Source organism: Enterococcus bulliens, from assembly GCF_053761865.1.
In genome coordinates, this window is record NZ_JBSMXK010000003.1 from 96,158 (window position 1) to 121,329 (window position 25,172).

General features: G+C 39.8%; 28 protein-coding genes. 4 read left to right on the forward strand and 24 right to left on the reverse strand.

All coding sequences use genetic code 11. The features are described 5' to 3' along the window. Positions 1-12: 12 nt before the first annotated feature. Genes galT through ACWOEC_RS02730 form a run of 3 tightly spaced genes read right to left on the reverse strand, consistent with a single transcriptional unit; the run spans position 13 to position 3,699 of the window. On the reverse strand, positions 13-1,491 hold the full coding sequence (gene galT / locus ACWOEC_RS02720) for a UDP-glucose--hexose-1-phosphate uridylyltransferase (RefSeq protein ID WP_455305783.1): 1,479 nt from the start codon (positions 1,489-1,491) through the stop codon (positions 13-15). A 24-nt stretch (positions 1,492-1,515) separates the two neighbouring features. Continuing rightward, entirely contained in the window at positions 1,516-2,505 is a 990-nt protein-coding gene (gene galE / locus ACWOEC_RS02725) for a UDP-glucose 4-epimerase GalE (RefSeq protein WP_455305785.1), read from the reverse strand. Between the two features lie 36 nt (positions 2,506-2,541). After that, entirely contained in the window at positions 2,542-3,699 is a 1,158-nt protein-coding gene (locus ACWOEC_RS02730; protein ID WP_455305787.1) for a galactokinase, read from the reverse strand. Positions 3,700-3,852: 153 nt separating this feature from the next. Between ACWOEC_RS02730 and ACWOEC_RS02735 the strand changes: the two genes are divergently transcribed. After that, positions 3,853-4,020 (forward strand): DUF3042 family protein, encoded by a 168-nt coding sequence (locus tag ACWOEC_RS02735; RefSeq protein ID WP_297080280.1) that lies wholly within the window; start codon positions 3,853-3,855, stop codon positions 4,018-4,020. 28 nt (positions 4,021-4,048) lie between these two features. Here the strand turns inward: ACWOEC_RS02735 and ACWOEC_RS02740 are convergent, their stop codons facing one another. From ACWOEC_RS02740 to ACWOEC_RS02760, 5 genes are read right to left on the reverse strand one after another with little or no spacing between them, the layout of a single operon-like run. Then, positions 4,049-4,447, reverse strand: coding sequence for a rhodanese-like domain-containing protein (locus ACWOEC_RS02740; protein WP_455305789.1), 399 nt, complete (start codon positions 4,445-4,447; stop codon positions 4,049-4,051). Positions 4,448-4,464: 17 nt separating this feature from the next. After that, a complete protein-coding gene (locus ACWOEC_RS02745; protein WP_455305791.1) occupies positions 4,465-5,424 on the reverse strand; it encodes an ROK family glucokinase in 960 nt (319 codons plus the stop codon). Next, positions 5,425-5,631 carry a YqgQ family protein gene (locus ACWOEC_RS02750; protein WP_455305793.1) on the reverse strand — a complete coding sequence of 69 codons (207 nt, stop codon included), beginning with the start codon at positions 5,629-5,631 and terminating at the stop codon, positions 5,425-5,427. A 27-nt stretch (positions 5,632-5,658) separates the two neighbouring features. Continuing rightward, the gene (locus ACWOEC_RS02755) at positions 5,659-6,339 is read right to left on the reverse strand and encodes a rhomboid family intramembrane serine protease (protein WP_455305795.1); all 681 of its coding nucleotides are present in this window, start codon (positions 6,337-6,339) and stop codon (positions 5,659-5,661) included. 9 nt (positions 6,340-6,348) lie between these two features. Further along, entirely contained in the window at positions 6,349-6,885 is a 537-nt protein-coding gene (locus ACWOEC_RS02760; protein ID WP_455305797.1) for a 5-formyltetrahydrofolate cyclo-ligase, read from the reverse strand. A gap of 195 nt (positions 6,886-7,080) precedes the next feature. On the opposite strand from ACWOEC_RS02760, the gene rpmG reads away from it, so the two are divergent. From rpmG to ACWOEC_RS02775, 3 genes are all read left to right on the forward strand, one after another. Then, positions 7,081-7,230 carry a 50S ribosomal protein L33 gene (gene rpmG / locus ACWOEC_RS02765; RefSeq protein WP_002356321.1) on the forward strand — a complete coding sequence of 50 codons (150 nt, stop codon included), beginning with the start codon at positions 7,081-7,083 and terminating at the stop codon, positions 7,228-7,230. Between the two features lie 147 nt (positions 7,231-7,377). Beyond that, on the forward strand, positions 7,378-7,791 hold the full coding sequence (locus ACWOEC_RS02770; RefSeq protein WP_251854387.1) for a hypothetical protein: 414 nt from the start codon (positions 7,378-7,380) through the stop codon (positions 7,789-7,791). A 117-nt stretch (positions 7,792-7,908) separates the two neighbouring features. Further along, positions 7,909-8,118 carry a hypothetical protein gene (locus ACWOEC_RS02775; RefSeq protein ID WP_455305801.1) on the forward strand — a complete coding sequence of 70 codons (210 nt, stop codon included), beginning with the start codon at positions 7,909-7,911 and terminating at the stop codon, positions 8,116-8,118. Between the two features lie 15 nt (positions 8,119-8,133). Here the strand turns inward: ACWOEC_RS02775 and ACWOEC_RS02780 are convergent, their stop codons facing one another. The 16 genes from ACWOEC_RS02780 to ACWOEC_RS02855 all read right to left on the reverse strand — a co-directional run bounded on the left by ACWOEC_RS02780 (position 8,134) and on the right by ACWOEC_RS02855 (position 25,170). Further along, positions 8,134-9,129 (reverse strand): lytic exoenzyme target recognition domain-containing protein, encoded by a 996-nt coding sequence (locus tag ACWOEC_RS02780; RefSeq protein WP_455305803.1) that lies wholly within the window; start codon positions 9,127-9,129, stop codon positions 8,134-8,136. Next, positions 9,119-9,340 carry a phage holin family protein gene (locus ACWOEC_RS02785; RefSeq protein WP_251851596.1) on the reverse strand — a complete coding sequence of 74 codons (222 nt, stop codon included), beginning with the start codon at positions 9,338-9,340 and terminating at the stop codon, positions 9,119-9,121. The genes ACWOEC_RS02780 and ACWOEC_RS02785 overlap by 11 nt, the downstream gene beginning before the upstream one ends. A gap of 14 nt (positions 9,341-9,354) precedes the next feature. Next, positions 9,355-9,564 (reverse strand): hemolysin XhlA family protein, encoded by a 210-nt coding sequence (locus ACWOEC_RS02790; protein ID WP_251852411.1) that lies wholly within the window; start codon positions 9,562-9,564, stop codon positions 9,355-9,357. A gap of 126 nt (positions 9,565-9,690) precedes the next feature. Continuing rightward, positions 9,691-9,936 carry a hypothetical protein gene (locus ACWOEC_RS02795; RefSeq protein WP_455305805.1) on the reverse strand — a complete coding sequence of 82 codons (246 nt, stop codon included), beginning with the start codon at positions 9,934-9,936 and terminating at the stop codon, positions 9,691-9,693. Between the two features lie 15 nt (positions 9,937-9,951). Continuing rightward, positions 9,952-11,766: a DUF859 family phage minor structural protein gene (locus tag ACWOEC_RS02800; protein WP_455305807.1), complete on the reverse strand. Its 1,815-nt coding sequence runs from the start codon at positions 11,764-11,766 to the stop codon at positions 9,952-9,954. An 11-nt stretch (positions 11,767-11,777) separates the two neighbouring features. Continuing rightward, entirely contained in the window at positions 11,778-15,737 is a 3,960-nt protein-coding gene (locus ACWOEC_RS02805) for a phage tail spike protein (protein WP_455305809.1), read from the reverse strand. Beyond that, positions 15,738-17,249, reverse strand: coding sequence for a hypothetical protein (locus tag ACWOEC_RS02810; protein ID WP_455305811.1), 1,512 nt, complete (start codon positions 17,247-17,249; stop codon positions 15,738-15,740). Positions 17,250-17,255: 6 nt separating this feature from the next. Continuing rightward, positions 17,256-21,179 (reverse strand): phage tail tape measure protein, encoded by a 3,924-nt coding sequence (locus tag ACWOEC_RS02815; RefSeq protein WP_455305813.1) that lies wholly within the window; start codon positions 21,177-21,179, stop codon positions 17,256-17,258. A gap of 186 nt (positions 21,180-21,365) precedes the next feature. Then, a complete protein-coding gene (gpG, locus tag ACWOEC_RS02820) occupies positions 21,366-21,728 on the reverse strand; it encodes a phage tail assembly chaperone G (RefSeq protein ID WP_455305815.1) in 363 nt (120 codons plus the stop codon). Between the two features lie 60 nt (positions 21,729-21,788). Then, positions 21,789-22,409, reverse strand: a complete 621-nt coding sequence (locus ACWOEC_RS02825; RefSeq protein WP_455305817.1) for a phage tail protein — start codon at positions 22,407-22,409, stop codon at positions 21,789-21,791. Positions 22,410-22,421: 12 nt separating this feature from the next. After that, positions 22,422-22,817 carry a hypothetical protein gene (locus ACWOEC_RS02830; RefSeq protein WP_455305819.1) on the reverse strand — a complete coding sequence of 132 codons (396 nt, stop codon included), beginning with the start codon at positions 22,815-22,817 and terminating at the stop codon, positions 22,422-22,424. Further along, positions 22,814-23,212 (reverse strand): hypothetical protein, encoded by a 399-nt coding sequence (locus ACWOEC_RS02835; protein ID WP_455305821.1) that lies wholly within the window; start codon positions 23,210-23,212, stop codon positions 22,814-22,816. Before ACWOEC_RS02835 ends, ACWOEC_RS02830 begins: the two co-directional genes overlap by 4 nt. Further along, positions 23,209-23,589, reverse strand: a complete 381-nt coding sequence (locus tag ACWOEC_RS02840; RefSeq protein ID WP_455305903.1) for a phage head-tail adapter protein — start codon at positions 23,587-23,589, stop codon at positions 23,209-23,211. Before ACWOEC_RS02840 ends, ACWOEC_RS02835 begins: the two co-directional genes overlap by 4 nt. Beyond that, the gene (locus tag ACWOEC_RS02845; protein WP_455305823.1) at positions 23,570-23,848 is read right to left on the reverse strand and encodes a phage gp6-like head-tail connector protein; all 279 of its coding nucleotides are present in this window, start codon (positions 23,846-23,848) and stop codon (positions 23,570-23,572) included. Before ACWOEC_RS02845 ends, ACWOEC_RS02840 begins: the two co-directional genes overlap by 20 nt. 3 nt (positions 23,849-23,851) lie before the next feature. Then, positions 23,852-23,944, reverse strand: coding sequence for a HeH/LEM domain-containing protein (locus ACWOEC_RS02850; RefSeq protein WP_455305825.1), 93 nt, complete (start codon positions 23,942-23,944; stop codon positions 23,852-23,854). A gap of 47 nt (positions 23,945-23,991) precedes the next feature. Continuing rightward, positions 23,992-25,170, reverse strand: a complete 1,179-nt coding sequence (locus ACWOEC_RS02855; RefSeq protein ID WP_455305827.1) for a phage major capsid protein — start codon at positions 25,168-25,170, stop codon at positions 23,992-23,994. Positions 25,171-25,172 lie beyond the last annotated feature (2 nt).

Consider the following 25,172-nt stretch of genomic DNA (forward strand, 5'->3'; position numbering starts at 1 on the left):
AAAATCCCTCCTCTACAATTGAGCTGTAAATCTTAAAAAGGCTGCTTGACCTTCTGGCGTGTCTTTAAAGACTCCTGCATCTTCTAACACTCGTAAAAAGACTGCACCAAGTTCAGCTTTAACAATGTCAGCTACGACTTCGTTCGTTACGTTTTGATGACGCGACTTGACATCTTGTGCCCAAGCATGGTGAATCTCAGACAATTCATGCGGTTCATTTAATAAAAAACGTTCCATTTCTTCCATTTCACGTTTTAAACGCGGTGGCAAGATCGCCAGTCCCATTACCTCGATCAAACCGATATTTTCTTTTTTGATATGTTGAATATCACGATGTGGATGGTACACACCTTCTGGAAATTCTTGTGTCGTGTGGTTATCACGCAACACAAGATCAAGTTCATAGAACCCATCTTTTTTGCGCGCAATCGGTGTGATCGTATGATGCGGTTGTGTCGTATAGGCGAATACATCAACAGATTCATCTGTATACCCTTTCCAACTTTCCAAGATATATTCGGCTGCATTGACCAATTCTTGCTTGTTTTGAGACTGCAAGCGGATCACTGACATCGGCCAATCCACAATCCCAGCAGTAACATTTTGAAACAATGGTAACGAGATGACTTCTTTGATCGAAGCTTTCGCCATTGGAAACTCATGAGCGCCACCTTGATAGTGATCGTGTGATAAAATCGACCCTCCAACAATTGGTAGATCGGCATTTGATCCTGCAAAATAATGTGGAAAAACATCCACAATCTGCAATAAGCGATCAAATGTCTGTCTTGAGATCGTCATCGGACGATGAACTTCAGATAAAAAGATGCAATGCTCATCGTAATAGGCATACGGTGAATATTGAAAGCCCCACGATTCACCTTCCAAATTCATTCGAATGATTCGATGATTGCTACGTGCCGGATGATTCACGCGACCTAAATACCCCTCGTTTTCCATGCATAGTAAACATTTTGGGTAACCACCTGAAACAACGGCACGTTCTTTAGCAATCTGTTTTGGATCTTTTTCTGGTTTAGATAAATTGATCGTGATCTCTAATTTCCCGTACTTACTTTTTATTTCAAACGCGATATTTTTAGCGATTGCTTCCGTTTTGATGTAATCATTTTGTTTCGACAACGTATAAAAATAATCCGTCGCTGCTTGTTTATCGCGAGCATAATGCTGTGCAAAAAACGCATTGACAACAGAAGGTGGCGGCGTCAAGATATCCATCAGCTGTGAGATAAATTGTTCTTTCTCACTTAGCGTATCGTTTACTTTATGATTGATCAGTGCTTGTTTGAAAAGCTGTTCAGCTAATTGTATCGCAGGTGTTTTAACCGCACGTACATTTGTTTCAGTCAGCGTTTCTTCTCCGATCATTCCTAATAAACGATTTTGAACATAAATTCGATCCATTTCCATAAACCCACCCAACTCGATGGCATAGGTCGTAAAATCGGTAATCACTTGGCTGATCGACATCTTTCTTCCTCCTCAGTTCTACTCTTAGTCTTCGTATCCATTTGGATGGCTAACATGCCAATCCCAAGCTGTACGAATGATTTCTTTGATTTCAGTCGTTTTTGGTGACCAGCCCAAAATTTCTTTTGCTTTATCTGCTGAAGCAACTAAACTACTTGGATCTCCCATACGACGTGGTGCTACGACTGCAGGAATTTCTTTTCCAGTCACTTCTATAGCTGCATCGAGCATTTCTTTAACCGAATACCCATTGTTTGATCCTAGATTGAATTGATTGCTTTCATTTCCCGCTTGTAAGTATTCTAATGCCAGTAAATGTGCAGCAATCAAATCTTCGACATAAACGTAATCTCTGATACACGTACCGTCTGAAGTTGGGTAATCATCGCCAAAAATTTGCAAGTTGTCTCTTTGACCTAAAGCCACTTGCAAAATAATTGGTACTAGGTGCGTTTCCGGTGTGTGATCTTCACCGATCGAAGCATCTTGTTTTGCGCCAGCTACGTTGAAATAACGTAATGCGACATATTTCATCCCGTAGGCTTCATCACACCACTTCATCATTTTTTCCATCATCAATTTACTTTCACCGTATGGATTTTTAGGATTTGTTGGTGTTTCTTCTGTGATTGGGCTAACTTCTGGTTCGCCATACGTTGCAGCAGTCGACGAAAAGACGATGTGTTTAACATCATGTTCTTGCATAACTTCTAATAAGATCTGCATGCCATACACGTTATTATTAAAATATTTTAGGGGTTTCTCAACGGATTCGCCTACCAGTGAACTGGCTGCAAAATGGATGACACCGTCGATTTGCTCTTGCTCAAATACGTTTGTTAAAAAAGCTTTGTCACGAATATCTCCTTCATAGAATGTTGCTTTTTCGTGAACCGCTTGACGATGTCCGGTCAACAAATTATCTACTACTACGACTTCTTGGTTTTTTGCGACCAATTGATCGACTGCATGGGAACCAATATATCCTGCCCCACCTAATACTAAAATTGCCATGTTGTTATTTCCTCCTTTGATGTATCCTTACTCATCTTATAATTTTCTGGCACAATCATCAATACTTGCTTGATAGATATCTGTTTTGTAACCGATTTTATCAAGATAATCTGTGGACACAGCAGTGACAAAGTCATCAAATTCGGTTTGTTTTACTAACGCGATGGCGCATCCACCAAATCCTGCTCCGGTCATCCGTGCCCCTAAACAAGATGCTTGAGCTTGAGCCGCGGCAACTAGCGTATCTAATTCTACACCCGTCACAGCATAATCTTCTTTTAACGACCGATGAGAAGCATCGAGTAGACGTCCAAATGTTTCTAAGTTATTCTCCTCTAATGCTGCCTTTGCTTTTAGTGTACGTTCATTTTCAGTCACCGCATGACGTGCACGTCTAAATAACGTTTCATCAGCAATCAGCTCTTCTATTTCTACTAGATCCGCTTCAGTCAACTCACCTAATGAACAGACAGCTTTTTTCGTTTGGATCTTCGCTAATGCATCCTCGCATTCTTGACGTCGCTCATTGTACTTAGAATCTGCTAATTCTCGTCGCTTATTCGTATTCATGATCGCAATCACATATTCGCCAAATACCGCTGGAACATATTCATACTGCAATGTATTGGTATCAAGCAACATCGCATGTTCTTTTTTTCCCATACCAATAGCAAATTGATCCATGATCCCAGAATTTACGCCGATAAAATCATTTTCTACTTTTTGACCTAATTTTACTAAATCTAAACGATCGATCGCTAGATTATAAGACTCTTTTGCGATAATCCCTGTCAGCAACTCAATTGAAGCTGAAGAAGATAGCCCTGCACCATTTGGAATGTTCCCATAAAATAAAATATTGATCCCACTCTCGATTTTATAACCGCTTTCAATTAGATACGCAAAAACACCTTTAGGGTAATTCGCCCAATCATCTGCTTTTTTATACGACAACTCATCTAATGAAAACGAAATAATACCTTTATCTGAAAAATTTTCGGAGTAGACATGGATCTTTCTATCTGTTCTAAGACTGACCAATCCATAAGTACCTAACGTAATGGCCGCTGGGAAAACGTGTCCTCCATTATAATCTGTGTGTTCACCAATCAAATTAATGCGTCCAGGTGCAAAATAACTTGCTGTTGCGCTTTCATTAAAGACTTCTACAAAACGAGTTGCCAATTGTTCCATGTCTTCTTCCTCTTTTCTGTTGTTTTTTTCATTATATAATATTTAGTAAAATTTATCAATTTATTTAGTAAATATTATTCAAAATAGTTTTTACTTTCTATTTTTTCCTTTTTGTACCATAATAAGAATAAGAATATTGTGAGGTGAAGTTTAATGAAGAAATTTACATCTGGTTTTTTTGCAGGAACAGCAACAACTGTCATCGCAGCGATGGGATTAGTAAAATTGATCAAAAAACAAGTGATTGAACCAATCGAACAAAAAGAAGCAATGATTGATGAAAATCGCAAAAAAGCTCACCGCAAAAGTCACGCAAGATAAAAAAATCCCGCAGATCGCGGGATTTTTTTTATTTGGTTTTCGCCTTTGTTTTACCAGTCCATGTTTGATAACCATCTTTTAAAATGTAAATCTCTTTATAACCTTGTTTGCGTAATTTATTTGCCGCACGTACACTTAAAGCGCGTGCAGTATCGTATAAATAAACCGGTTGATCTTTACGAATCGAAGCATACGATTGCGCCAAGACAGTATACGGAATATTTCTGGCACCTAAAATATGACCTGCATTAAACGTATCTTTTTCACGCACATCGATGACTTGCGCTTTTCGCATCCCCTCTTTAAATGCTTCTTGATCTAGCATCGTTGCCGAACGCTTACCTAAAATATAGTAATACAACCAGTTTAGTGCAATCCCAACGACGATTAAAAATATAATTAATGTCAATCCTTGTAAGAAATTCATCCTAATCCAACCCTTCTCTACTTACTAATCGCTAATGATGCGGCACCAATAACGCCAGCATCATTTCCTAATTCTGCTAATTTGATTTTTGTGGATTCTCCTACTTGTGGGAATGTGAAATTTAAAAAGTGTTCTTCAACACGTGTGCGTAAAAATTCTCCAGCCGCTGAAACTCCACCACCTAAAACGATACTTGATGGATTCAACGTATTTCCAATATTACCAGCTGCTAATCCTAGGAAATAACAAATTTTATCGACAACTAAATTGGCAAAATGATCGCCATTTTGTGCCGCAGTAAAGACATCTTTACTCGTAATCGATTGGCCATCATCTAACCACGTTTTAAGTTCAGAACTACCAGCATATTCTTCTGCCATTTTACGTGCAACACGCACAATTCCTGTCGCACTAGAAACGGTTTCTAAGCAACCTTTTTTCCTGCATGTACATAAAAAGCCATCTGGGTCGACTGTGATATGTCCGATTTCTCCAGCTGCACCAGCAACACCATGAAGCAATTGACCATTCATGATGATCCCGCCACCAACTCCAGTTCCAAGAGTCACAAATACCACATCCGGCGCATTTTCGCCGGCACCTTTCCATTGTTCACCAAGAGCCGCTACATTCGCATCATTGTCGATGAAAAATGAGATACCTGTTCCTTTTTCGATCTCTTCTTTAACAAATTGTGTTGTTTTCCAATTTAGATTATAGGCACCGATCACAGTTCCCTTGTCACGATCGACACTTCCAGGAGTTCCCATGCCAATCCCAATAAAATCTTCGGCTTTCATACTAAATAAAGAAAGATGGTGATTGATCGATTCAATGATTTCCGGGACGATATGAGAGCCTTCGTCTAAAATGTTTGTTGGAATACTCCATTTTTGTTGGATTTCACCTGCTTGTGTTAAAATCGCAAATTTAACGGTTGTTCCACCCAAGTCGATTCCGATTACTTTTTTATCCATTTACTTTTCTCCTCTACTTTCTTCAATATGATGTTCACGTTTTAAAATGGCACGCGCAGATAAATACGTATCACGATCAATCAAGCGACTGTCGTATAATGTTTTTACTTCTAATGTCATAAACTCGATATCGTACAGTCGCTTTCCTAAATACACGATAATACCAAAGCGTTTTAACAATTGTTGTACATCATAGAGCGTTTCCATTGGCTAGCTCCTCATCTATTATACTCTCTAGAGATATTTTTTGAAACCGTACATCAAAAAGAATATGATAAAAAATAAACAAAGAATTCCTGATAAAATCCGAATGTGAATCGAATAGTTCCCTTTGTTTTTTGGCAATGCGAGACTGTTGCCAAATAAAATCCCACCAAGTAACCCGCCTACGTGACCCCAAATATCGATACTTTGATCAAATGCACCAAAAGCAAAGGTCAAAATCAAAAATAACCCAAATTGACGAACCATCGCTTGGATGCCGGGCTGATGGCGAAAATGAAATCCTAACACGACAAATGCACCAAACAATCCAAAGAGTGATGTACTAGAACCTGCTGAAATAATGCCGGGCTGATTAAAGGCAAAACTCATCAAGTTCCCCATGATCCCACTACCTAGATAAAGAATAAAAAAGCGGGTGTGACCATAAATTTGTTCAATTTGTTTTCCCATAAAATACAATACAACTGAATTGACTGCAAAATGCATCAACCCAAAATGAAGAAAAATCGGCGTAATAAATCGCCAGTATTCTTGTAAAAATACAACTGACGGTCCGTATAAAACACCTGCATTTTTCAATGGATCATTTGGTAATATATACCCTAGAACAAATGTAATCGTCTGCATTGCTAGAAATAACCACGTAAAGAATGGTTCTTGTTGAATTCGTTTTATTGAAAATGACTGCATCTCGTTCTCCTATACTGTTAAGATTTGATTGATTTTCTGATCATGCGGCTCAGTCGGCAATAACTCTTCTGCTACTAGTTGTAAAGCCATGGCTAAACTGATTGTAGGAAGAGAATGGTTCGCCAATAAACGATCGTAATATCCTCCACCATATCCTAAGCGGTTGCCTGAATTTGTGAAGGCTACACCAGGGACGATCAATAAATCAAGTGTACTAACTTCGACTGTTCTCGCTTTAACGGGTTCTAAAATCCCAAAAGAACTTTCACTATAACGTGTAGTCGGTGTGATCTCTTTAAAGACTAATCTTTTGTTCGTTACTACCGGCACGCTGACTTGTTTATCTAAAAATGCTTGCTGAATGATCGGCCAAGTATTCACTTCATGTGATAATGAGCGGTAGATCCCTATGTTATGCGCTTGTTTAAAAAGCGGCAATGAAACCAACCGCTCATAGAGCAAGGTTTCTTCTTCTTTTTTTTCTAATGTATTACAATAAGCGGCCAATGCTTGTAATGTTTCTTGACGTAAGCTTTTTTTGGTCATAGTCTCCCCTCATTTCATTGTCTTATTTTAACATGTTTTATCAAAAAATGAACCGAAAGTCGTCACGATTTCGTCAAGTAAAAATACTTAACAAAAATCATCAGAAATGCTAGATTTCTGATTTAAAACGTGCTATTATATTTAAGTCTGAGAGTGATCTTAGTTAGATTCTAACCGTAAAGGGAGGGAAAATACATGCGCGTAAACATTACTTTAGAGTGTACTTCTTGTAAAGAACGTAACTACCTAACAAACAAAAACAAACGTAACAATCCTGATCGTTTAGAAAAGCAAAAATATTGCCCACGTGAACGTAAAGTGACGTTACACCGCGAAACAAAATAAGGTAAGTTAAAGAGCCTAGCATTCCACTGTTTGTGGGGTCTAGGCTCTTTAATTTTTATCGATTACCCACATTCTTACCCACAAAACATTTACTTTTACATTTAAAAAAACATGATACAATTAAATAAAAAGAAATGAGGGAAAAGAATGAAAAAGATGTTTGTATTTTTGGGGACTATGGGCTTATTTTTAACAGGTTGCAGCAACTTAAAATCAGTTGATATTGATAAAGTAGAAATTGATATGACTAACGATAAAGTTGTAGAATTAATAGGAAAACCCGATGATAAAATAGAGGAAAAAGAAGAGCTTTTAGATGAAGCAACTACAGCTATAAAAGCTGACCAGTATATTTCCGATCGCGCAGGTGATAATTCAGAAGGCGTGAATGAAGATGTATTAAATGAACTGCGAACCAATCTGGAAGGCTTAAAAAAATTTAAAGTGTACACTGAAAATGGTGAAAATACTTATATAAACGAGTATACATATAAAGACAATAAAGAAAGCAAAACTGCAATGATATATTTTTACCAGGATAAAGTAATAGCTATTAACTAGTCATTCATTGAGTGGCTTTTTTTATTTGAAAAGTGTTACAATCGTGATATATGAAAAATAAAAATAAGTAATCAACCTCTCCTCTTTTGCGTATTTATCTACGAAAGGGGAGATTTTATGTATTTTAAAAATAAAATTGGATCAGTAACAAAAACTAAAAATGGCGTAATTTTTGAGGACTTGCATCAGACTATCACGCTTGAATTTAAGCCGTGTGAAGATATGCATGAGAATATTGACATGCGTTTTAAAGAGTATGTGTCTGTGCTTAAAGCGGAAGTAATTGTGCAAGGAATGATAAACAAAAATAACCCCACCTCGGATTGAGATGGGGATTTTTGTTTAACCATTAATTAAATGACTTTGATTCCAAACGCTCAACCAGATTGTACCACCAGTCGATGTTTTAACTTTCGACCAGTAATAACCGCCGCTACCTTTGTAAGCAGCACTCACGACCGTTGCGCGTGGTTGATCAATGATAAAGTAGCTGCCGACTTTTGTCGTTTGGTCGGCTAGAATATTCCCTTTAGCATCCACTAAAGTAATGTCGCCCACCGCGATACCATTTTCGTACCACGCAAAATCAGTTGGCACTAAATAATCAGATTTAACTTGCCATAAGCCGTAAGCATAAGTCATAGCGTTTACCTGATAAATCTTTTGGGTAGTAGTCTTAGGCGTTGGCGTGCTTGTGCCCGGCTTAGTGGTGGTCTTTTCAGATTCCACTTCTTTCGTGCTTGAAATACCATTTAACAAGTCGCTTGCTAGTTGTTGCTTAGTGATTCCCCAGCTTGCTAAGTAGCCGTAGGGGTCGGTATGATCCCCACCTAAATTTTGTGTTATCCAGTTATGCGATTTAATGCCGTTTCCTACTCCGTCCAAAGTCAACGGAATGCCTGATTTCTTGGACAAGTCGCGTGCTAAGTTGATATAAGACTCATAATCCTTTTTGAACGTTGCTTCGTTGTTCGTTCGCGCGAGTTCGATTTGCGCATACGCGTAGCCGTTTGCCGTCAATGCACCGTACTGGAAAGTACCTGTATTAGCCAATTGCACCACACGACCACCAGAACCGACAAAAAACGACACATAAGCACTCGCCCAGTTTCGCTTCATGTAGCTAACTTCGCGGTCTAGGCTATCCGCACCAGTATTGCTTGCATTGCCTGATTCGTGCAAGATAATGTACTTGTTGCTATACGTTGACAAGCCGCTTGGATTACCGTTGCCGATCAGATTTTTTTCGATTGTGTACGCGTCCACACTTGCCAATGGCCCAAAAATAGTTAACGCAACAACCAACGACAACAATAATGCTTTTAGTTTATTTTTCATCCTTTTCCTCCTTGTTTTCCGTCCGATTCGCGTCTACATAACCCTCACTCAAAATATAAGCAGTTAGTGCACCAACTGCAGCAACTAAAGCTATGACTTGTTCTGTCGTCAATTTATCAACGCCAAAGATAGCAAAAACAGCAACCACCAAACTAGTGATTGCTGCCCAAAATTTACGACTTGACAATTTTTGTTTCCAATCAATTTTCATAATCTCACCCCCTTTCATCCCAAAAACCGCGTAATAAAATAGACAATCACTGATACGCCAATACCAGCAATTGTCCGCCACGTCCATTTTTGATTTTCTTTAATTTCATTGATGTCTCTTTCATTTTCTTCTGATTTTGCTAAAGCGATTGTCGCTTTGTTCGCAATTTCGTCAACGCCTTTTGTGTTTTCTTCGATTCGGACTAACCTTTGTAAAATCTCCATCCAAAGATCTTGCTCATTTTTTTCTGTCACATTCTACCACTCCCCTAACTAAAAATTTTAAGCGCCAACATAAATAAGCTTCCCCACAACAGTGGGCAAGCGACAATTAGGTATAATCTCCACATCTTATGCCTCCAGTTTTTCAATACGTGCTTTAAGTGATTCTAATTCTGTTTTCATGTATTCGATGATTGAATCCTTATCTTCCACCCAAACGCCTTTTGTCCAGTCGTATTTAGGGTATTTAAGATGTTCATCTGGGCCGACATAAATAACTCCATCCCCAAGCGGCAATCCCTCAGGCGTTTGAAATTCTGTGTAAAACTTTCCTTCTTTGTTCTTTTCATCTAGTGGTAAATATACTGTTTTCATATAGTTCCATCCTTTCTAAGCTGTTCTGCGCCACATGTATACTATTGTATATGGTTGTAAATTGTTGTGACCCCGACCTCCACCTATGGCTTCGGTATTAATACCCTGTGGATATGATTGAAAACCAGAGCCATCTTTAACCCAGTCGCTTCGGATTCCTGTTCCTCCTGAGTTGGTAGTAACTCTTTGACCGTGGGCATGACTTGGCATTTCATTAATAGTTAAGGTATGTGATTTTTCGCCGCCAGTTTTTCCAACACTGCTAAAATCACTGTCTGATTCGTCTACGCCGACGAGTACGCGACCTTTACCATAGCGTTCCCATGTGCCACCGATCGTTACAGCTGGGTTTTGCGAGTTAGTAGTCAGTTTTAGATCGCCAATTGGATATTCCAAGTCTAATAGACTTATACCGCCAACGTAAATGTCAGACAGTTTGCCCGCAATATCCAAAACACCTCGCTCCGCCGCCTTACCGATTCCGACCGTTTTATCCGACCAACTCATTATCATAAAAATTGACGGTACGCTTGATTGAACTGTGACCGCCTGTGATAACTTATCAGTAATTGTTACTTGCACGTCGTAAGATGACTCGATTGCCATTCCAGTCAATGCAAAATTGGCGCTTGTGTTTGTCTCCGTCTTAGCTGTTATCCATGCTGTATCTACTGTTTTTTTGTATTTAGTTACAACTGTATAACTGTTTTTTTCAGTCGTACCGTTTTTGATGCTTGAGACTGCGACCGCTTTAACGATATTGATTGTTGTGTTTAGATCCATGTTGCGAGTCACTTTAAAATTTTTGAGCATTGGCGGAGAGTACGCTTGTACGTTTAGCGTAACATCTATTGATGCCTTGCGACCTCTTGAATCCATAGCAGTTACTGTAGCTACGATTGACCCTGTGCCAATATTATATTGAGATAAATCAATCGTCTGTACATTACTCGTACTCGTAAATGATAAATCGCCAATTCTCACGTTGTACTCTTTAATTGTGGAGCCGTAAATGCCGTTTGCGGTTGTCGTCAATTGGATTTGTGACATATTAGCAATATATGACGTGCTAGAGCCAGTAACTGTTTTTATTTTATCTACTAACTCCGTTTGAGCAACGTTTGAAATTGACGGTACGACTGATGGCGACATGGTAAAAGTAAATAATTTTTGATTACCGCCAATCAACGCACCGTCAGGAGTGAATGTTTTTACAATTACATATCCGATAGCGGCCGCCATGTCTGGAGTAATGTTAGCAAAGTCTGATAATTTAGGAGTTACAGCAAAATTTGTATCAAAAGGTGCGTTGCTGTAAGCGAGTACCTCTTTCCCACCGATATTAAAATACACATTTGCTTTATTGCCACTACCATTGCCAAAAACAAGGAGTGTAACTGGCGAATCATATTGCACGGTGTCGCTTGAATAATTAAAGCCGTATGCTCGAGGGATATCATCTAGTGTAAATGATTTACTTCCACTAGGAGTCCCAATACCACCTATTCCTGTCGGATAAGAAACGGATATACCGAACGTTTTGGATCCGTCACCATTGTGGTTTACTCGTATCGTTCTGCTTGCCAAAAATTGCGAAGTTTGGTTTCTTAAATCAAAACCGACTGAAAATGTGTCTCCGTTACCATCAATATTAATAAACAAGTTATTGTTTGTAAGATTGTAAGCACTAAAACCACCGCTACGCTGAATATAAACGTCTGCTTTTACATCGCTGTAATTACCGCTTGTGCTTTGCGTTGCTGTCCATTTGACATAAAGCCAAAGCCACGATACGCCAGAGCCTACTCTAAACTCTCCTGATAAAGCCATTTACTCACCTCCTATGCTATGTGGAATAGCCCCATTAAATTATCGTTAATAGCTACCATTTTAAATTTACCAATCTGTAAGTCATCCACAATCATCCCAGAATTAATAAAAAATGACTGATTGCTTACATAAGCAACAGCCGTACCAGAATCGTAAAATGTGATTTGGTCGTTAGATACGAGTATCTCAAAATTAGAGTTTGCCTCGCCAATTGATAGCCCGCCGTCACCAATACGAAACCACGTGTTAACAAAGTCAAAGCCTAGTACTTTATCTGCTAGTTTTTGGATGTCAGTATTAATGGCACTTTTAAGATTGGCTAAATCTTGGTCATGCTTACCACCAGTTGACACAAAGTCAGTATATGCCCCTGTAATTTTGTTTAAACTTTCCTGTATTGCTTGCGCCTGTTTCTCTGTCACCCGATTGGAGATTTCTTGCCAGACGGTCGATTGGTCGTTGTTGTAGGTGTCATTGTCTACTTTGTTAGCTAGATTGTTATTTGACTCTTGCTGTAACCATGCCGGATTTAAATCCCATGTGTATTTCGTCCAATCCTCATAAGGCAGAGCCGCAGTACCAACATATTTCGGTATTGCACCTAGCGGGTCTTCGGATGGCGCTGGTGTCCACGGTGTAGGGATGCCCATGGTGTTGGCTAGTTCGAGTTTTAAGCTTGAGTAAGGTAGCCTAGTAGGAGTTGAAATCGTTCCTGGATCACTAAACGAAACAGCGATATTTCCGTCTTTCGCTGTATCACTAACTATCCCGGTTACATAACTAATTCCAGATGTCCCTTTTGGCACGATGCTTCCTAATAAAAGGCCACCTTGATTAGTCCAAAGATGAACCCTTGCATCATATGCTGCGTTTTCTATATAAGCTTGTAAGGTTATTTTTTTTCCAAGAAATTTTTGAACTACACTAAATCCGTACGGAACATCATAATTGACCGTCATAGCTGTTTTTATCGTGTTAGATGTGCCTGTCAGTAAATTCTCCCCATACGGCATTAAACTAAGCCCTTCCCCATTTACCCCTTGTGCATATACTGTCCACGTTTTGCGCTCTGGATTGGGTTCCCACTTAAAATCTGCTGGGTTGGTGGAATCTTTTAGACTGCGACCGATATAGCGTGGGACTGCGTTGTCGTAGTCAATCAAAGGACTAGGTCTAAATATTTGATTTGTTCCAGCTATGACAAACACATTTGTTATTGTAATTACAGTGCCAACCGGAACATTTTTTAATCTTACCGTCATACCTGATTGCGTTGAGTTATACAAATCTCCTGCATTTACACCTGTTTTAGATATACTACCAGATGTTCCAGAGACTCCGTTTCCTGCGGAAAAAGACCAAGTCCAAGGTGCATCTTCGAAAAAGAGACCAATAGATGCATCACTTGGAAGAGAAGTAGAAGACTTCCATGAAAATCCTAAAGTGAAGATTGTATTATTACCAGTCCAATTAGACAGTTTTTGATAGCTGGGGTTTATTTTGAAAACACGATAAAAATCCGTATCTGTTGTTTTAGTACTTGTAATGGATAAGCCTTCCAATCCATTCAAAATGATGTTCTCCCCTGGCTTAACCCTCGTAAACCTATCCGTGCCATCTGGTGACCATGCGTAGGCGATATACATATTTACCGCCCCTGCTAACTCTAGCCAGTTATACCTAGCGGGGTCTGTGCTGTCGGCTTCGACAAAGTCAAAGTACGTACCAATGTACCACTTACCCTCGGAAACTGTTGTGCTAAATCCTGTTCTACCATCTGGAGACATTGCCCAAGCTGAGTGGAAATAACCGTTTTTACCACCGATTCCGTTGGCTCCGTCGTTGACTTTTACAATGGATAGGGTATCTGTTAAGCCTGCTAACGTAGCAGTAACGGTGATCATGACCCAATCTGTTTTAAACATGGCACTTGTGATTGTCCGACTGTCACCACTACCGGTTAGCGTTAATGTTTCGCTCGTGCCATTTGCTTTGATACCTTTAGCAGTAAACGCTACAGTACCCGTGACATTTTGATACTTAGCCGTCACAACTGAAGATTGCGTAGTCTTAGGTGTGTTGTCAGCATTAAACATCATTTGATTGGTTGTTGCAGACAGAAACATCATTTGAGCATTTTGACCGTTTTCGCCGATTTTCCCAATGGTAAATTTGTACGTTTTGTTATTATCCGACCACGTCTCCGTGATACGGCTCCACAAGTATTGTCCAGCGCTTACTGTCGGAATCGTCGTTTGCCATACAGTTGGTGCTGTCGTACCTGACGTAGATGCCGCCCATTCTTGCTTGCTGTCGATAATACCACGACCACTGTCACCTTTATCACCTTTATCACCTTGAGGGCCCATTAAAATAGGCGTGATTACCTCAGATGTCGTATTATCACTGTATGTTGTAACTTCACGTGTCCATAGATATGATCCTGCTGGAACAGATGGAATAGTCGACTGCCATGTGGTCGGTACCGTATTAATAGAGCCACTAGATGCATACGACAAGACTGGTTTGCCTTTGATTCCTCGCCCATCATCAACGTTAAATACAGTGACTTCTGCCTGTCCGCGTACCACGCCGTTTGTGTCCATAACCTCAGCTCTATATACGGCTTTGTCAGTAATATCTGGTGCGTTGACTGTTAAGTCATAACCTGTCTTAACCCATACGTCATTTTTGTACCAGCGTACCGTTACGTCTTGTGTAATGTCCTTCGTGCCACTGTATACGACAGCACTAAGCGTGGTTGACCCTTCACTATTTTTAAAGTTTACGCCGTTGTCGGTGATAAGATTTACTGTGTAAGGCTTGGTTTGCTCGATTAACGCGTTAACTCTATCTATTAGCGATTGGTCAACTTGTGATTGTAAAATTTCAACATTGGTAAACGTGCTGGAATTTTTGCTAGGGTCATTAAAGTAAATCTCTTGCTCACTGATACGGGCGGATAGATTGAGCGTTGGCACATAAGCGGTATTTTGGACAAGTACAGTATCACCAATGCCAAGATACTCGTAGCCTTTAATCGTCACGGTCACTTTTGGTTCACATAGTTTTTTCAACTCGGCTAGCGCTTGACCGGCTAACACATTGGCATTCGTGGTTTCGTATGACCATTTCTTTGCGATATAGCCATCTCCACGGACATTAGACGGAAATCTATCTTTTGACTGTGGTGCATACATGTATTCAGTGTTTTTAGGACTATAAAATAACGTATTTCCATTCTCGTCTTTTTCGTCTATTTCCACGTTCAATATTGTTAAACCGTTTGTTCCTATTGGTCGTATTGCTGTCTTTAAGTCGTCAATGTTTTCCTCGTACTCAACGGTTTCCACGTTATTACCATACTCCATAATGATATCCGTACGCTTTTTACCAATCCCTTGATATTTGTCGCTGTGTGCCCGATAGACGTTTAACCTAACTTTATCAAGCCCCCAATGCTTGTTCAGCACCGTTTCAAACTCAATCTCAGCGTCGAATTTATTAGCCAAGCTAAATAAACGAGCAAGCACGCTATCTCCGTCACCCGTCCATTCTGCTTGCAGCGATTTGTCGCTTACCTCGTTGATTCCCATAACTAAAGGATTATCGCCAGCAAACAAAAAGACGTCTAAGTATTGCTTAAACGTCATAGCTTTGCTTGCTTTGTATTCTGATGCAAACTCATTTCTCAATTCAAGCGTTAGGCTATCCGCTTGGATAGTGACTAACCGCTCGTTTTTGTTCATCTTTGTAATATCAAAGTGATAGCTAACCTCGTTCGAGATAAACGACAACTTATTGCCAACTTTAAAGTATTGCGCTATCTCTGCTGTTTGCAACACACTGCACGTAAAAAAAGCGGCAGTACCTTGCAAAAATGTATGCAAACAACTGTCAAAATATTCATCAGTAAGGCATTGTAGCCTGTCGTTATTGTCTAGCACTGCTAGCATTGGTTTATCTAACAATTAGTACCACCTCTTTTCATACGTAGCTGTAACCGTTGGGGACGTAGCAGTAAATCCACTATAATAAAACTCAATCGTGTTTTTCCCGGGTTTGATTATTGGGAACGTACTACCTGTGATTAAATCTTCCAGTGTGGCGATTCCGTCACGATAAATCTTGTTCATGCCGTTTTCCTTTCGAGTTTCAACAATAGACCCCTTCGGAAATCGGTTGGGAATATCTTGCCAGTATTGCGATTTTAGGTCGATAACCAGAACATCTCTGATACCCATACGACTGACTAGCTGGCTTGTTGTCCGACCGTTGTACTGACCTGTGAAAAATTGGATACGTTTGACTTTTTTGCTTGCAATTTCCGGAATATAAAAGGTGTAGTATTGTCCGTACCAGAAAAACGTAACCTTCTGACCTTCTTTTCGCATGTCAAACATATTACTATTCGAGTCTCTACCTTGACCGCCGTAAGGATTTGGCGGAATCCAGTAACTTGGTATTAAAGGTATTGTTTTACAGATTGTACTCATACCTTTTCCATCGCCTATCAAAAAATAGATCGTGGCTGAATTACCGACTTTATCCGCTTTTTCGATGGACATGCCACATATAAATTGATTGTTTTCATCAACAAATGCCAACGTCCAAATGCCTGTTTGACCGTTTTTCCCAGTCTCGAACCAAGCACGTCCCCATAAATAGCAGTAATCTGTGGCGGTCGGCAGTATCAACTCATCTGCACCGCCATACCATTGACCCCCGTTATTTGTTGTATTAGTTGGTATGCCGCCAAGCCATCTACCAAAGTCCGATGTGCGGTTGATATTTGTGACAATCTTTTTATTCTGATTTTCGTAAAATGCAGTAGCATGTGTCCACTTGCTAAAATTTCCGCCATCTTTTGCAAATATCGTAGACATCTTCGTCCGCGTCTCTCCATCCGCTTCATCCATATAGCCTAGTTGCGTTAGAAACGTTTGCTCACCATTGTTCACGCCGATAGCAGACAAGTAGCCTGTTTCGTCATTGTTGACTACTTTTAGGTTGAGTGGCGTTTCTACCGTTCCGTCATAATCGATTTCCATTGATAGCACGCCTGCTTCGTTTAGTTTGGCGGTGGCGGTGGTTAGCGTATTTGCGTGTGCGGTGGCGTCGGGGATGAGGAATGATAGTGATACTCTTACTTCGCTGCTACTTTCCATTTCACGCACATATGATGATTCTCCGTCGATAATTGCGTTCCAAAAACGATTTGGCAATAAAGATACCTTTAATTTTTTGGTAGAAGAATCGCTAAAAAGCCCACTGATAATAGTATCTCGATAGCTAAGCCAATCTTTGTTGTAAAGCATAAATTCAAATTTATAAACACGAGAACCGACATCGCTATTGATTAATTTTTTGTTAATTGTAGAGTTTGAAATTGTAGGCAATAGTTCAAAGTCTGGTGATTCTGCCAAGTCCATAAATTTTGTAACTTCAAAATCACCAAACTCGATTATTACATCTGATTGCATCTGCTATCACCCCCTTGCCTTAGCAATCATACTAGCTCTAAAGTTCCGTTCGTTTTCGACGACTTCAGCTAGATTCTTGCCGTTTGCTTCTAATTTTAGATTTTTTAGATCATTGCCAAATTGACTCATAATCGCAATCAATTGGTCTAATTTACGTTCCGTCGCTTCATTATTGCTATTTACGATAACTTTACTAGTATTATTATTGCCTGATACCGATTCTAAATTTCGCACTAATTCAGAATCACGTGGAATACCTACACCTTGTGCGTATCGAGGGATACCTAATTTACGCATGATAGATTTTGCAATACTTGCACGTACTACTTTTGTTCCAATAGGTGCATCCTCAATGTAGACATTTCTACCTTGCGGTACAAAAGGCGCTTCTCCCGGAAATTGGACAATCTCTTTATAGAGAGGTCCTTTTTGGTCATTGACAATCATGTCGCCGCCCGGATGGTAATTGGTACCTGTTGCGTTTGCTAAAGCTCCAGCGCCTGTTTTCCGCCCACGATACTCAACGTCAATTACAATATTTCTTCCTTGTACACTATTGATTGCTTGTTGTGCAATCGTAGCACCACTAGTATCAGCGATTACCGATACTTTCTTAGGGTCGGGATTGTATAATTGATAATCTACTAATCGCTGTTTTGCCACATTAATATTGCTAACTAAATTACTATTATCACCAATTAAACGTTTCAAATTAGGGTTAAGTGCATTAAATTGAGATAGCGCTGCAGTTGTGTTTTCGATGGTCATTTTTGCTGGGTCAGTTGCCAACAAGGTTTTTAATTGTGGTGGCAACGCATTCCACTCTTGTAATTTACCTTGTGCATTCATAATTTCGTAAATTGCATCAGCATTATTCACGCCCAACGTTTTGCGATCAGCATTGTACTGATTCCATAGACCCATCTTGTCGATAGTGTCGTACAAAGCAACCTGTGCTTCATCACCGTTTACAAGTAGTTTCTTGTCTTCTATAGTTAAAAATTGCCATTTATCAGCTTCGCCCATTGCGATTGCAATTTCTTCTTTTGCGTTTGTGCTGATATCGGCATTTTTAGCCATAAACTGTAGTTGTTTCCAACCATCATCCGTTTTAGCCATTTCAACCAGCGTATCAGCCATGTTTGTTTTGACTTCGCCAGTTTTCGGATCAAGTGCTAATTGATTCCAAGCGATACCAGCTTCATTTGTTGCTTTGGCCATCATGTCAAGATTCTCAGTAGTCTTGTTGTTACTAGCATTAACTAATGCTTGTACTTCTTGCGTTGTCCATCCGTATTTTTCCCACGCACCGGACATCTGATCCAAGCTAAATCCTTGTTGCAAAGTAAGCTTAGCTAATCCTAAAATCATGGATTCATTGTTTTGCTGATTCGCTTCATTTAATTTAGCTAATTCAGCTTTATAATTTTCAGTACCTTCGCCATAAATTTCAGCAAGTTTTGATTTTTGCTTTTCGTACGAAGCTTGTTCTTTGTCTAATGCTTTCGTTACATTCTCAGCGCGAGTTTGTAACTCTTTCGTAGATAGTTTCGACAAGTCTGTTTGATAGGCAGACTCGATTGCTATCCGTTGGTTCTTAGTAAATCCAGCTGCTTTCAGCTGCTCGTCTGATAAGCGATTGTAATTTGCGGCAATGTATCGACGTTCTTCGTCTGATAAATTCCGATTGTTGTCGCTCGCATTTTTCAATATTTCATTGATACGATCAGTCGTCTTTTTAGCTAACGCGACATTCTCTTCATCAAGTGCTTTTTGACCTTCGATATATGCTTCCGCTCGTTTTTTAGCGGCTTCACTATACAAGCTTTGGGCAGCTTTTTCGTCACGTTCACGCTCTTTTTGCAATGTTGATTCAATCGAATCTACGATAGCGTTATTCGCCTTAATCGCTTTATCAGCAGAGCCTTTCACGCCATCAGCATATTCGTTAACATAGCCAACAGCTTTTTCACGTAGTTCATAGGATTTTTCAATTACTTTATCCTGTTCTTTCGTAACTTCTGTGCCCCATTTTGCACCAGCCAATTGATGCGCTTCGTATGCTTTTACTCCAGCGTAAGCAGCGATTCCGACTGCAGCGACTGCACCTACTGTGATTGCAGCTGGTCCAGCGATTGCACCTAATCCTGCAGCTAATGCACCAACACCACTCGCTCCGCCGGCTGTTGCCGATGCTGTTCCTAATGATGCTACTGCGGTTGTTGCTCCAGTGATTGCCTTTTTCTCAGCCGCTCTTGCCGCTAATTCAACCAAGCTTTTGCTAAGCAAGCCAATTCCCTTGCGTGTGTTACCAATGACACTAATTCCTCCACCTAGCAATTTTAGAGTAGGGCCAACGGCTGCCGCCATTAATCCCCATTTGACGATATTTTGTTGTGTCGCATCATCTAATTCGCTAAATTTATTAATCATGTCCGTGGCTTTTTCTATCCACGGCGTGACAACCGGCAATAATTTTTCGCCAATGGTAATCTGCAAAACTTCTAGTGATTTTTTAAACCGCTCCACCTTATTCGCTGGTAAATCGTTCATGCTAGCCGCTATTTTTTTAGTCGCGCCTGCAGCTCCTTCAGTTTCTGTCGTTAGCTTGCGTAGAGCATCTCCACCTTGATTAACTAACACGTTCATCGCCGATTGTGATTCTGTGCCAAACGCTAGTGCAATCGCTGCGGTTCTTTGGGCGTCTGTCCATCCGGCAGTGTTGGTTTTAATTTTGTCTAAAATATCAGGCAACGTTAACGTACCATTTTTAAAATCATTAACGGATATGCCTAATTTTTCAAATCCTTCGATATTTTCCGCTGACGGTTTAAGTAATCTAGTTAATGCACCACGCAAGGCAGTACCAGCCTTTTCGCCACCAATCCCCGCATCACTCAAAAGACCAACGGCTGCCGCTGTTTCTTCCACGGACATCGATAAACTATTGGCGACCGGCCCAACATAACCCATAGCCAACCCTAAATCACTAAATCCGGCAGAGGTTGCATTCGCTACATACGTTAATGTATCTGTGACACGAGTTGCATTTTGAACGGTTGTTGCGTAGTCCTTGCCTTTTAAGCCAAATTGGCTAATAACTTCAGTCGTTACGTTCATAACGTCATTAAACTCATCACCAGATGCTTTTGTTGCGTCTAATATTGATGGCATAACGCCCAATGTTTGATTGGCATCGTAACCTTTACGTACGATTTCCGCTAAACCTGTATTGATTTCGGTTGTGCTTACTCCATAATCTTTTGCCCACTGTTTCGATGCTGTAGACATTTGTTCGAGTTGTTTTCGGTATTCTGCAGTAATTGTTCCACCGTTTGACAATAATGGGCCAATTGCACCGATTTGGCTTGTAAAGTCAGATGCTGCTTTTGTTGCCAAGGTGAATCCGGCGGCAATTGGCAATGATACCGCTTTGGTTAATGTTGATCCAACAGAACTAACCTTACTACCAAGCTTCGCAATCGCTTCTCCTTGTTTTATATAGGAGTCTGCATGTTGATTCATCCAACCAGTAACACCTTGTGTTTCTACTTTGAGGCGTGCTAATTGTCCAGCCGTCTGACTTAATTGCGTTTTGTAGTTTGCTAGTTTTCCGTTCGCATCTTGTAATTGTGCAGCCAAACGCTTCGTGCTATCAGTCGCTTTTCCATCAACAAAAGATTCGTCATAAGCCTTTTTCAGGGCGGAAACTTGGCGTTCTTGAGCACCAATAATTTTAGTCAATCCGTCATATCGAGAACCTAATTTCCCTAGTTGGTTTCCTGCCATATCAGCAATTTTCATATTTGCCGACATTTCTTTGGCTAGATAAGTAACTTGTTTTTTGGCGTTCTGTACGCCTCTGCCGAAATCGGCATCATCAAGACCCAGCTTTATGACCATGTTACCTAATGGTGTTGCTCCTGCCATGCTAGTTCCCTCCTTTCACTAAATCGCTCAGTGGACGAGTTTTCTTTTGTTTTTTACTTGGTGTTTTCGTAAACATAATTTCATGCAAATATTTTACGTCTGCATTTAAAATATCGTTGAGCGACCAACCGGGAAATCGTTCAATCAGTTGTTTGACTAGATTTACTTGTAAATCGTGTAATTCTTCTAAACTGACTGCTTTTCCAGCTCTTTTGGGTCGTCTAAAACCTCATTTTGACGCTCGTACCCAAGCACACGAAAATAAATAATATCCATGATAACTTCTTTATTTTCGGTATCTAATCCGTTTAAAATCACATCGCCAGTCAAATCTTGGTCGTCAAACAAACTAGCGACAAAATTCGCTCTAAATTGAGTCAGTTCCATCATAGACGGTTCTTTCTGTTCGTCAGTTTTATTTTTTTTATACTTTTTAAATAATTGGTCTTCTTGTTCTGTGTAATCTAACGCTTTTTTGAATGGTACAAAATCTTGTGTAAATGTTTTTTTCTTTCCGTTTACTCGTAAATCTAATCGTATTTCTGACATCTAAATATCCTCCTTGTAATAAAAATAAAAAGGCTAGTCCGAAGACTAACCTTTGTCATATTAATGTCCGACGCCACTTGAAGGTGTAACAGCACCACCAAGAACAGCAGTTTTTAAAGCCTTCACATTATCAGCACCAAACGCACGTAGAACTTTCATTTTTTCAGTTTTTTCACCAATCGTAATATCTCGAGTGATAGCGTTAAACACATATTCACCTGCTTCTGGTGTAAAATCTTCATCTGTCTTAGTAGCTAATGAATAGCCATCACGATTGAATTTACCTGCAAGCATTGCAAATGCGACTGGTTCTCCATATAGATCTTCAGCTTCAGCAACAGTTGCCACGTATGGAGGCTCAGTTTTATCACCGAATCCGTCGATTCCGCCATCCGTACCAAATGTGACTAATCCAAGTAATTCTTGTTCGATTTTCACAGGCACATCTAGTAAGCCAAAGTTCGCAGCAACCGTACCTGTTCCTTTTGCAGAGATCCAATACTCACGGTCACCTGCGAATACTTTTTGAACTTCTTTCGATAACCCAGTTAGTTCAAAACTAGTTGGACCACCTTTTTTTTGGTCTCCTTCAAGCACATGAATTTCTTTCGTTGTATCGGGTGTTAAATCTGATTTTAAAACTCGTGTCGATAATGTACTAAAGCCATAAGTTTCTGCCATTATTAATTCCTCCTAATAGTCCACATCGTGGATAGTTGTATTTTTTCGATATCGTCTTGCATCGACAAAACGTTTTGTTTCTGGAAAATATTCGTCAAGCCCGCCGTTTAATTGCCCGAAACCTTGTTCAAACATCACATCCTTGACCGCTTTCGCGATCTCTTTTGTCAATATTCTGCGATTGGACTCGACATTAATTTGAAAATTAAATTGCAAAGAGACAGGTTTGTTTGCCATATGATACGCATTTGTTTGAGGACCATTAAACGAATCAATCACAATAAAAGGTTTTGAAACGTCAAGCGTCTCGGGAGCTTCGTAAAATTTAATGTTTTTTTTATCTACTTTGCTTAAAATGATTTTGTTAACTATCAAAGCATTGTAGATGTCCATCCACATATCTTTCATTTCGCTAACTCCTCCAAACCTTTTAGCATTTTTTGCATTGCAATTGATTCTACTTTATCAACAGCTCCCTGTAGTTTTCCCATACCTCTAGGACGTACATACTTTCCAAATCTGGTATAGCCAAATTCATTCAAATGGACTAAACGCCAACGAGAACCTTCTGACCAACCAGTATCAACATGTTTATGTGGGTCATTCTGAATATTTGAGGTGACAACCGTTTCATGTGTTTCTCCTGTGTCTATATAGGACGATACCGCCTCTTTGACAATCTCGTTTACTTCTTTACCCGTTTCGCGTAAAGCCTTGTTCACGACTCTGGTAGCACGGTTCTTGCCTAGTTTAGATTCAATATTTTTTAGAATATCATCTAAACCAGTAACAGAAACACTCATGACGTCACCCCCAAGATAATTTTCAAAAATTGATTGTTTTCCAAATCGGGTGCAAAATCAACAACATCCCAAACTTTCCCTTTGTACCGATAATCATCAAGAATCACTTTGTGCTGGTTACTTGGCAAGTAGTCCGTGTAAGGATCCCGTATCTTGATTGTGATTGCTTCTTTCGTTCCTTTTGCACTTAAAATCTCCCTATCTTTCGATGAAGGATTGTAAGCTAGGCACGTACACGCATACAAATTGTTGATTTCTTCTTCACCAGGGTCGGGTCCGTCACTTGGTGCAAATTCAAAAAAAGTAACCGGCGTATTTAGATCACCGGCTACAATTTCAGACTTTTTATAATTTGAGTTAATCGGCAATGGAATCACCTGCCAAATCAATGGAACAATCCATAATCATCATTTGAAAGTTGTCATAAAAATATTCGAGTGACTCATTACGTAAATAACGAGTACGCTCGAATACTAATTCTTTTCCTTTTTTATATGCGTTAGGGTCAAACGTCCCAATCAACGATTTGATATCTTCAAACGAATTTTCCAGTTGTTCTCCGATTTCTTCATCCTCGGAGGAGTGGAAAATGCGAAAACGTGCTTTATATTCATCAATATAAACTTGGTTATTCATTCGTCACCCCTCCAAAAGTTCAACTAAATCAGCTTTTAAAGCATTGCTTGGGTATGTAACTCTACGCTCGTCTAGCAATGATTTCAATTGCGCCACAGTAAGGCTGTTATAGTCTACTGTCGCCGTTCGAGCGTCAGGTATTGTTACTTCCCCAAACCACTACTTGTTGGAATCGCAATGTCATAGACTTGTGCTGCATAATTATCAACAGGCTTACCGTTGCCCAACATGTCAATTGCATAAAGTGTTGCGCGTTTCATAGCAAAGGTTTCTTTGTATTCATAAATTGTTTCGGGCTGAGACTGAGTAGCATCATAGCCATTTTCGATAAATGCGATTAGCTTGTTCACAGGAACATCAACCGATTGGATAATGTGATCAGGGGCAATGAATGGCATGTTCGTCACGAATACCCCATTCGCATTTTGGATCGTTAGACGTGCAACGATATCGTAATAGTTTACTGGATTAATAATTAAGTAAATCTTACCGTCAACTACACGTGTTTCATCAGTTGCATTTTTGTCACCAGTACCAATTGAATGTTTGTAAGAAGCCATTTTTTTCATAACACCTGCAAATTCAGTAACCATTGAAGATGCATCTTTGAAAGTTAAGGTGCCAACGCTGGCTTTATCCGGATAAACCCCACCAACAACAGCTCCGCCTAAATCTTTCAACAAACCAATCGGTTCATCTTTACCGGTACCAGTAACAATTTTAGTTGCCCAAGCGTCTTTAACAGCTTCTGTTAAGCAAAGGCGTACATAGCGATTGATCCATCGAGCACCTAGATGAAGTGTATCATTCGAAATTAAGAAGAAAGCAGTTAAAGCAATCTGTGTTGCTTCTTCCACTCCAAATTCAGCATCCAATTGCCCTTCAAGATCTTTATGCAATGGACCGAAAACGGCAACCCCTTTGCGGCGAGAACGAATTGTTTTAGTTAAACCAACGGTAGGTGTGAAATTCACCAGACGTAAAATAGGATGTTCTTTTTGAAGATCTTCAAATACACGTTCGAAAATGGTTACTGGCCATGTAATGTCCTTGTCGAAACCGCCTGCTTTTTGCACTTCATTGTAGAATTTAGTTTCTTCCGCTGTTAAAACTGGAATGCCACGTGATTGAAGGATTTGGTTGTCAGTTACGTTCTTTAATTCTTCGTACTCAGCACGTACTTGCGAACCTGCATCTTCTGCGATTGCAGTGACATAAGCCTCTAAAGCATCATTTACTTGTTCAGGTGTTGCACCTTCTTTTGCAGAAATAGCGTTAAAGATTTTCTTCGCATCTGCCGTTTTGTCTGTAATTTTTAACATAG

Excerpts from the sequence above, each read along its gene's own strand:
- galT (WP_455305783.1), bottom strand. The coding sequence starts at position 1,491 with ATGTCGATCAGCCAAGTGATTACCGATTTTACGACCTATGCCATCGAG.
- galE (WP_455305785.1), bottom strand. The coding sequence starts at position 2,505 with ATGGCAATTTTAGTATTAGGTGGGGCAGGATATATTGGTTCCCATGCA.
- ACWOEC_RS02730 (WP_455305787.1), bottom strand. The coding sequence starts at position 3,699 with ATGGAACAATTGGCAACTCGTTTTGTAGAAGTCTTTAATGAAAGCGCA.
- ACWOEC_RS02735 (WP_297080280.1), top strand. The coding sequence starts at position 3,853 with ATGAAGAAATTTACATCTGGTTTTTTTGCAGGAACAGCAACAACTGTC.
- ACWOEC_RS02740 (WP_455305789.1), bottom strand. The coding sequence starts at position 4,447 with ATGAATTTCTTACAAGGATTGACATTAATTATATTTTTAATCGTCGTT.
- ACWOEC_RS02745 (WP_455305791.1), bottom strand. The coding sequence starts at position 5,424 with ATGGATAAAAAAGTAATCGGAATCGACTTGGGTGGAACAACCGTTAAA.
- ACWOEC_RS02750 (WP_455305793.1), bottom strand. The coding sequence starts at position 5,631 with ATGGAAACGCTCTATGATGTACAACAATTGTTAAAACGCTTTGGTATT.
- ACWOEC_RS02755 (WP_455305795.1), bottom strand. The coding sequence starts at position 6,339 with ATGCAGTCATTTTCAATAAAACGAATTCAACAAGAACCATTCTTTACG.
- ACWOEC_RS02760 (WP_455305797.1), bottom strand. The coding sequence starts at position 6,885 with ATGACCAAAAAAAGCTTACGTCAAGAAACATTACAAGCATTGGCCGCT.
- rpmG (WP_002356321.1), top strand. The coding sequence starts at position 7,081 with ATGCGCGTAAACATTACTTTAGAGTGTACTTCTTGTAAAGAACGTAAC.
- ACWOEC_RS02770 (WP_251854387.1), top strand. The coding sequence starts at position 7,378 with ATGAAAAAGATGTTTGTATTTTTGGGGACTATGGGCTTATTTTTAACA.
- ACWOEC_RS02775 (WP_455305801.1), top strand. The coding sequence starts at position 7,909 with ATGTATTTTAAAAATAAAATTGGATCAGTAACAAAAACTAAAAATGGC.
- ACWOEC_RS02780 (WP_455305803.1), bottom strand. The coding sequence starts at position 9,129 with ATGAAAAATAAACTAAAAGCATTATTGTTGTCGTTGGTTGTTGCGTTA.
- ACWOEC_RS02785 (WP_251851596.1), bottom strand. The coding sequence starts at position 9,340 with ATGAAAATTGATTGGAAACAAAAATTGTCAAGTCGTAAATTTTGGGCA.
- ACWOEC_RS02790 (WP_251852411.1), bottom strand. The coding sequence starts at position 9,564 with ATGGAGATTTTACAAAGGTTAGTCCGAATCGAAGAAAACACAAAAGGC.
- ACWOEC_RS02795 (WP_455305805.1), bottom strand. The coding sequence starts at position 9,936 with ATGAAAACAGTATATTTACCACTAGATGAAAAGAACAAAGAAGGAAAG.
- ACWOEC_RS02800 (WP_455305807.1), bottom strand. The coding sequence starts at position 11,766 with ATGGCTTTATCAGGAGAGTTTAGAGTAGGCTCTGGCGTATCGTGGCTT.
- ACWOEC_RS02810 (WP_455305811.1), bottom strand. The coding sequence starts at position 17,249 with ATGCAATCAGATGTAATAATCGAGTTTGGTGATTTTGAAGTTACAAAA.
- ACWOEC_RS02815 (WP_455305813.1), bottom strand. The coding sequence starts at position 21,179 with ATGGCAGGAGCAACACCATTAGGTAACATGGTCATAAAGCTGGGTCTT.
- gpG (WP_455305815.1), bottom strand. The coding sequence starts at position 21,728 with ATGTCAGAAATACGATTAGATTTACGAGTAAACGGAAAGAAAAAAACA.
- ACWOEC_RS02825 (WP_455305817.1), bottom strand. The coding sequence starts at position 22,409 with ATGGCAGAAACTTATGGCTTTAGTACATTATCGACACGAGTTTTAAAA.
- ACWOEC_RS02830 (WP_455305819.1), bottom strand. The coding sequence starts at position 22,817 with ATGAAAGATATGTGGATGGACATCTACAATGCTTTGATAGTTAACAAA.
- ACWOEC_RS02835 (WP_455305821.1), bottom strand. The coding sequence starts at position 23,212 with ATGAGTGTTTCTGTTACTGGTTTAGATGATATTCTAAAAAATATTGAA.
- ACWOEC_RS02845 (WP_455305823.1), bottom strand. The coding sequence starts at position 23,848 with ATGAATAACCAAGTTTATATTGATGAATATAAAGCACGTTTTCGCATT.
- ACWOEC_RS02855 (WP_455305827.1), bottom strand. The coding sequence starts at position 25,170 with ATGTTAAAAATTACAGACAAAACGGCAGATGCGAAGAAAATCTTTAAC.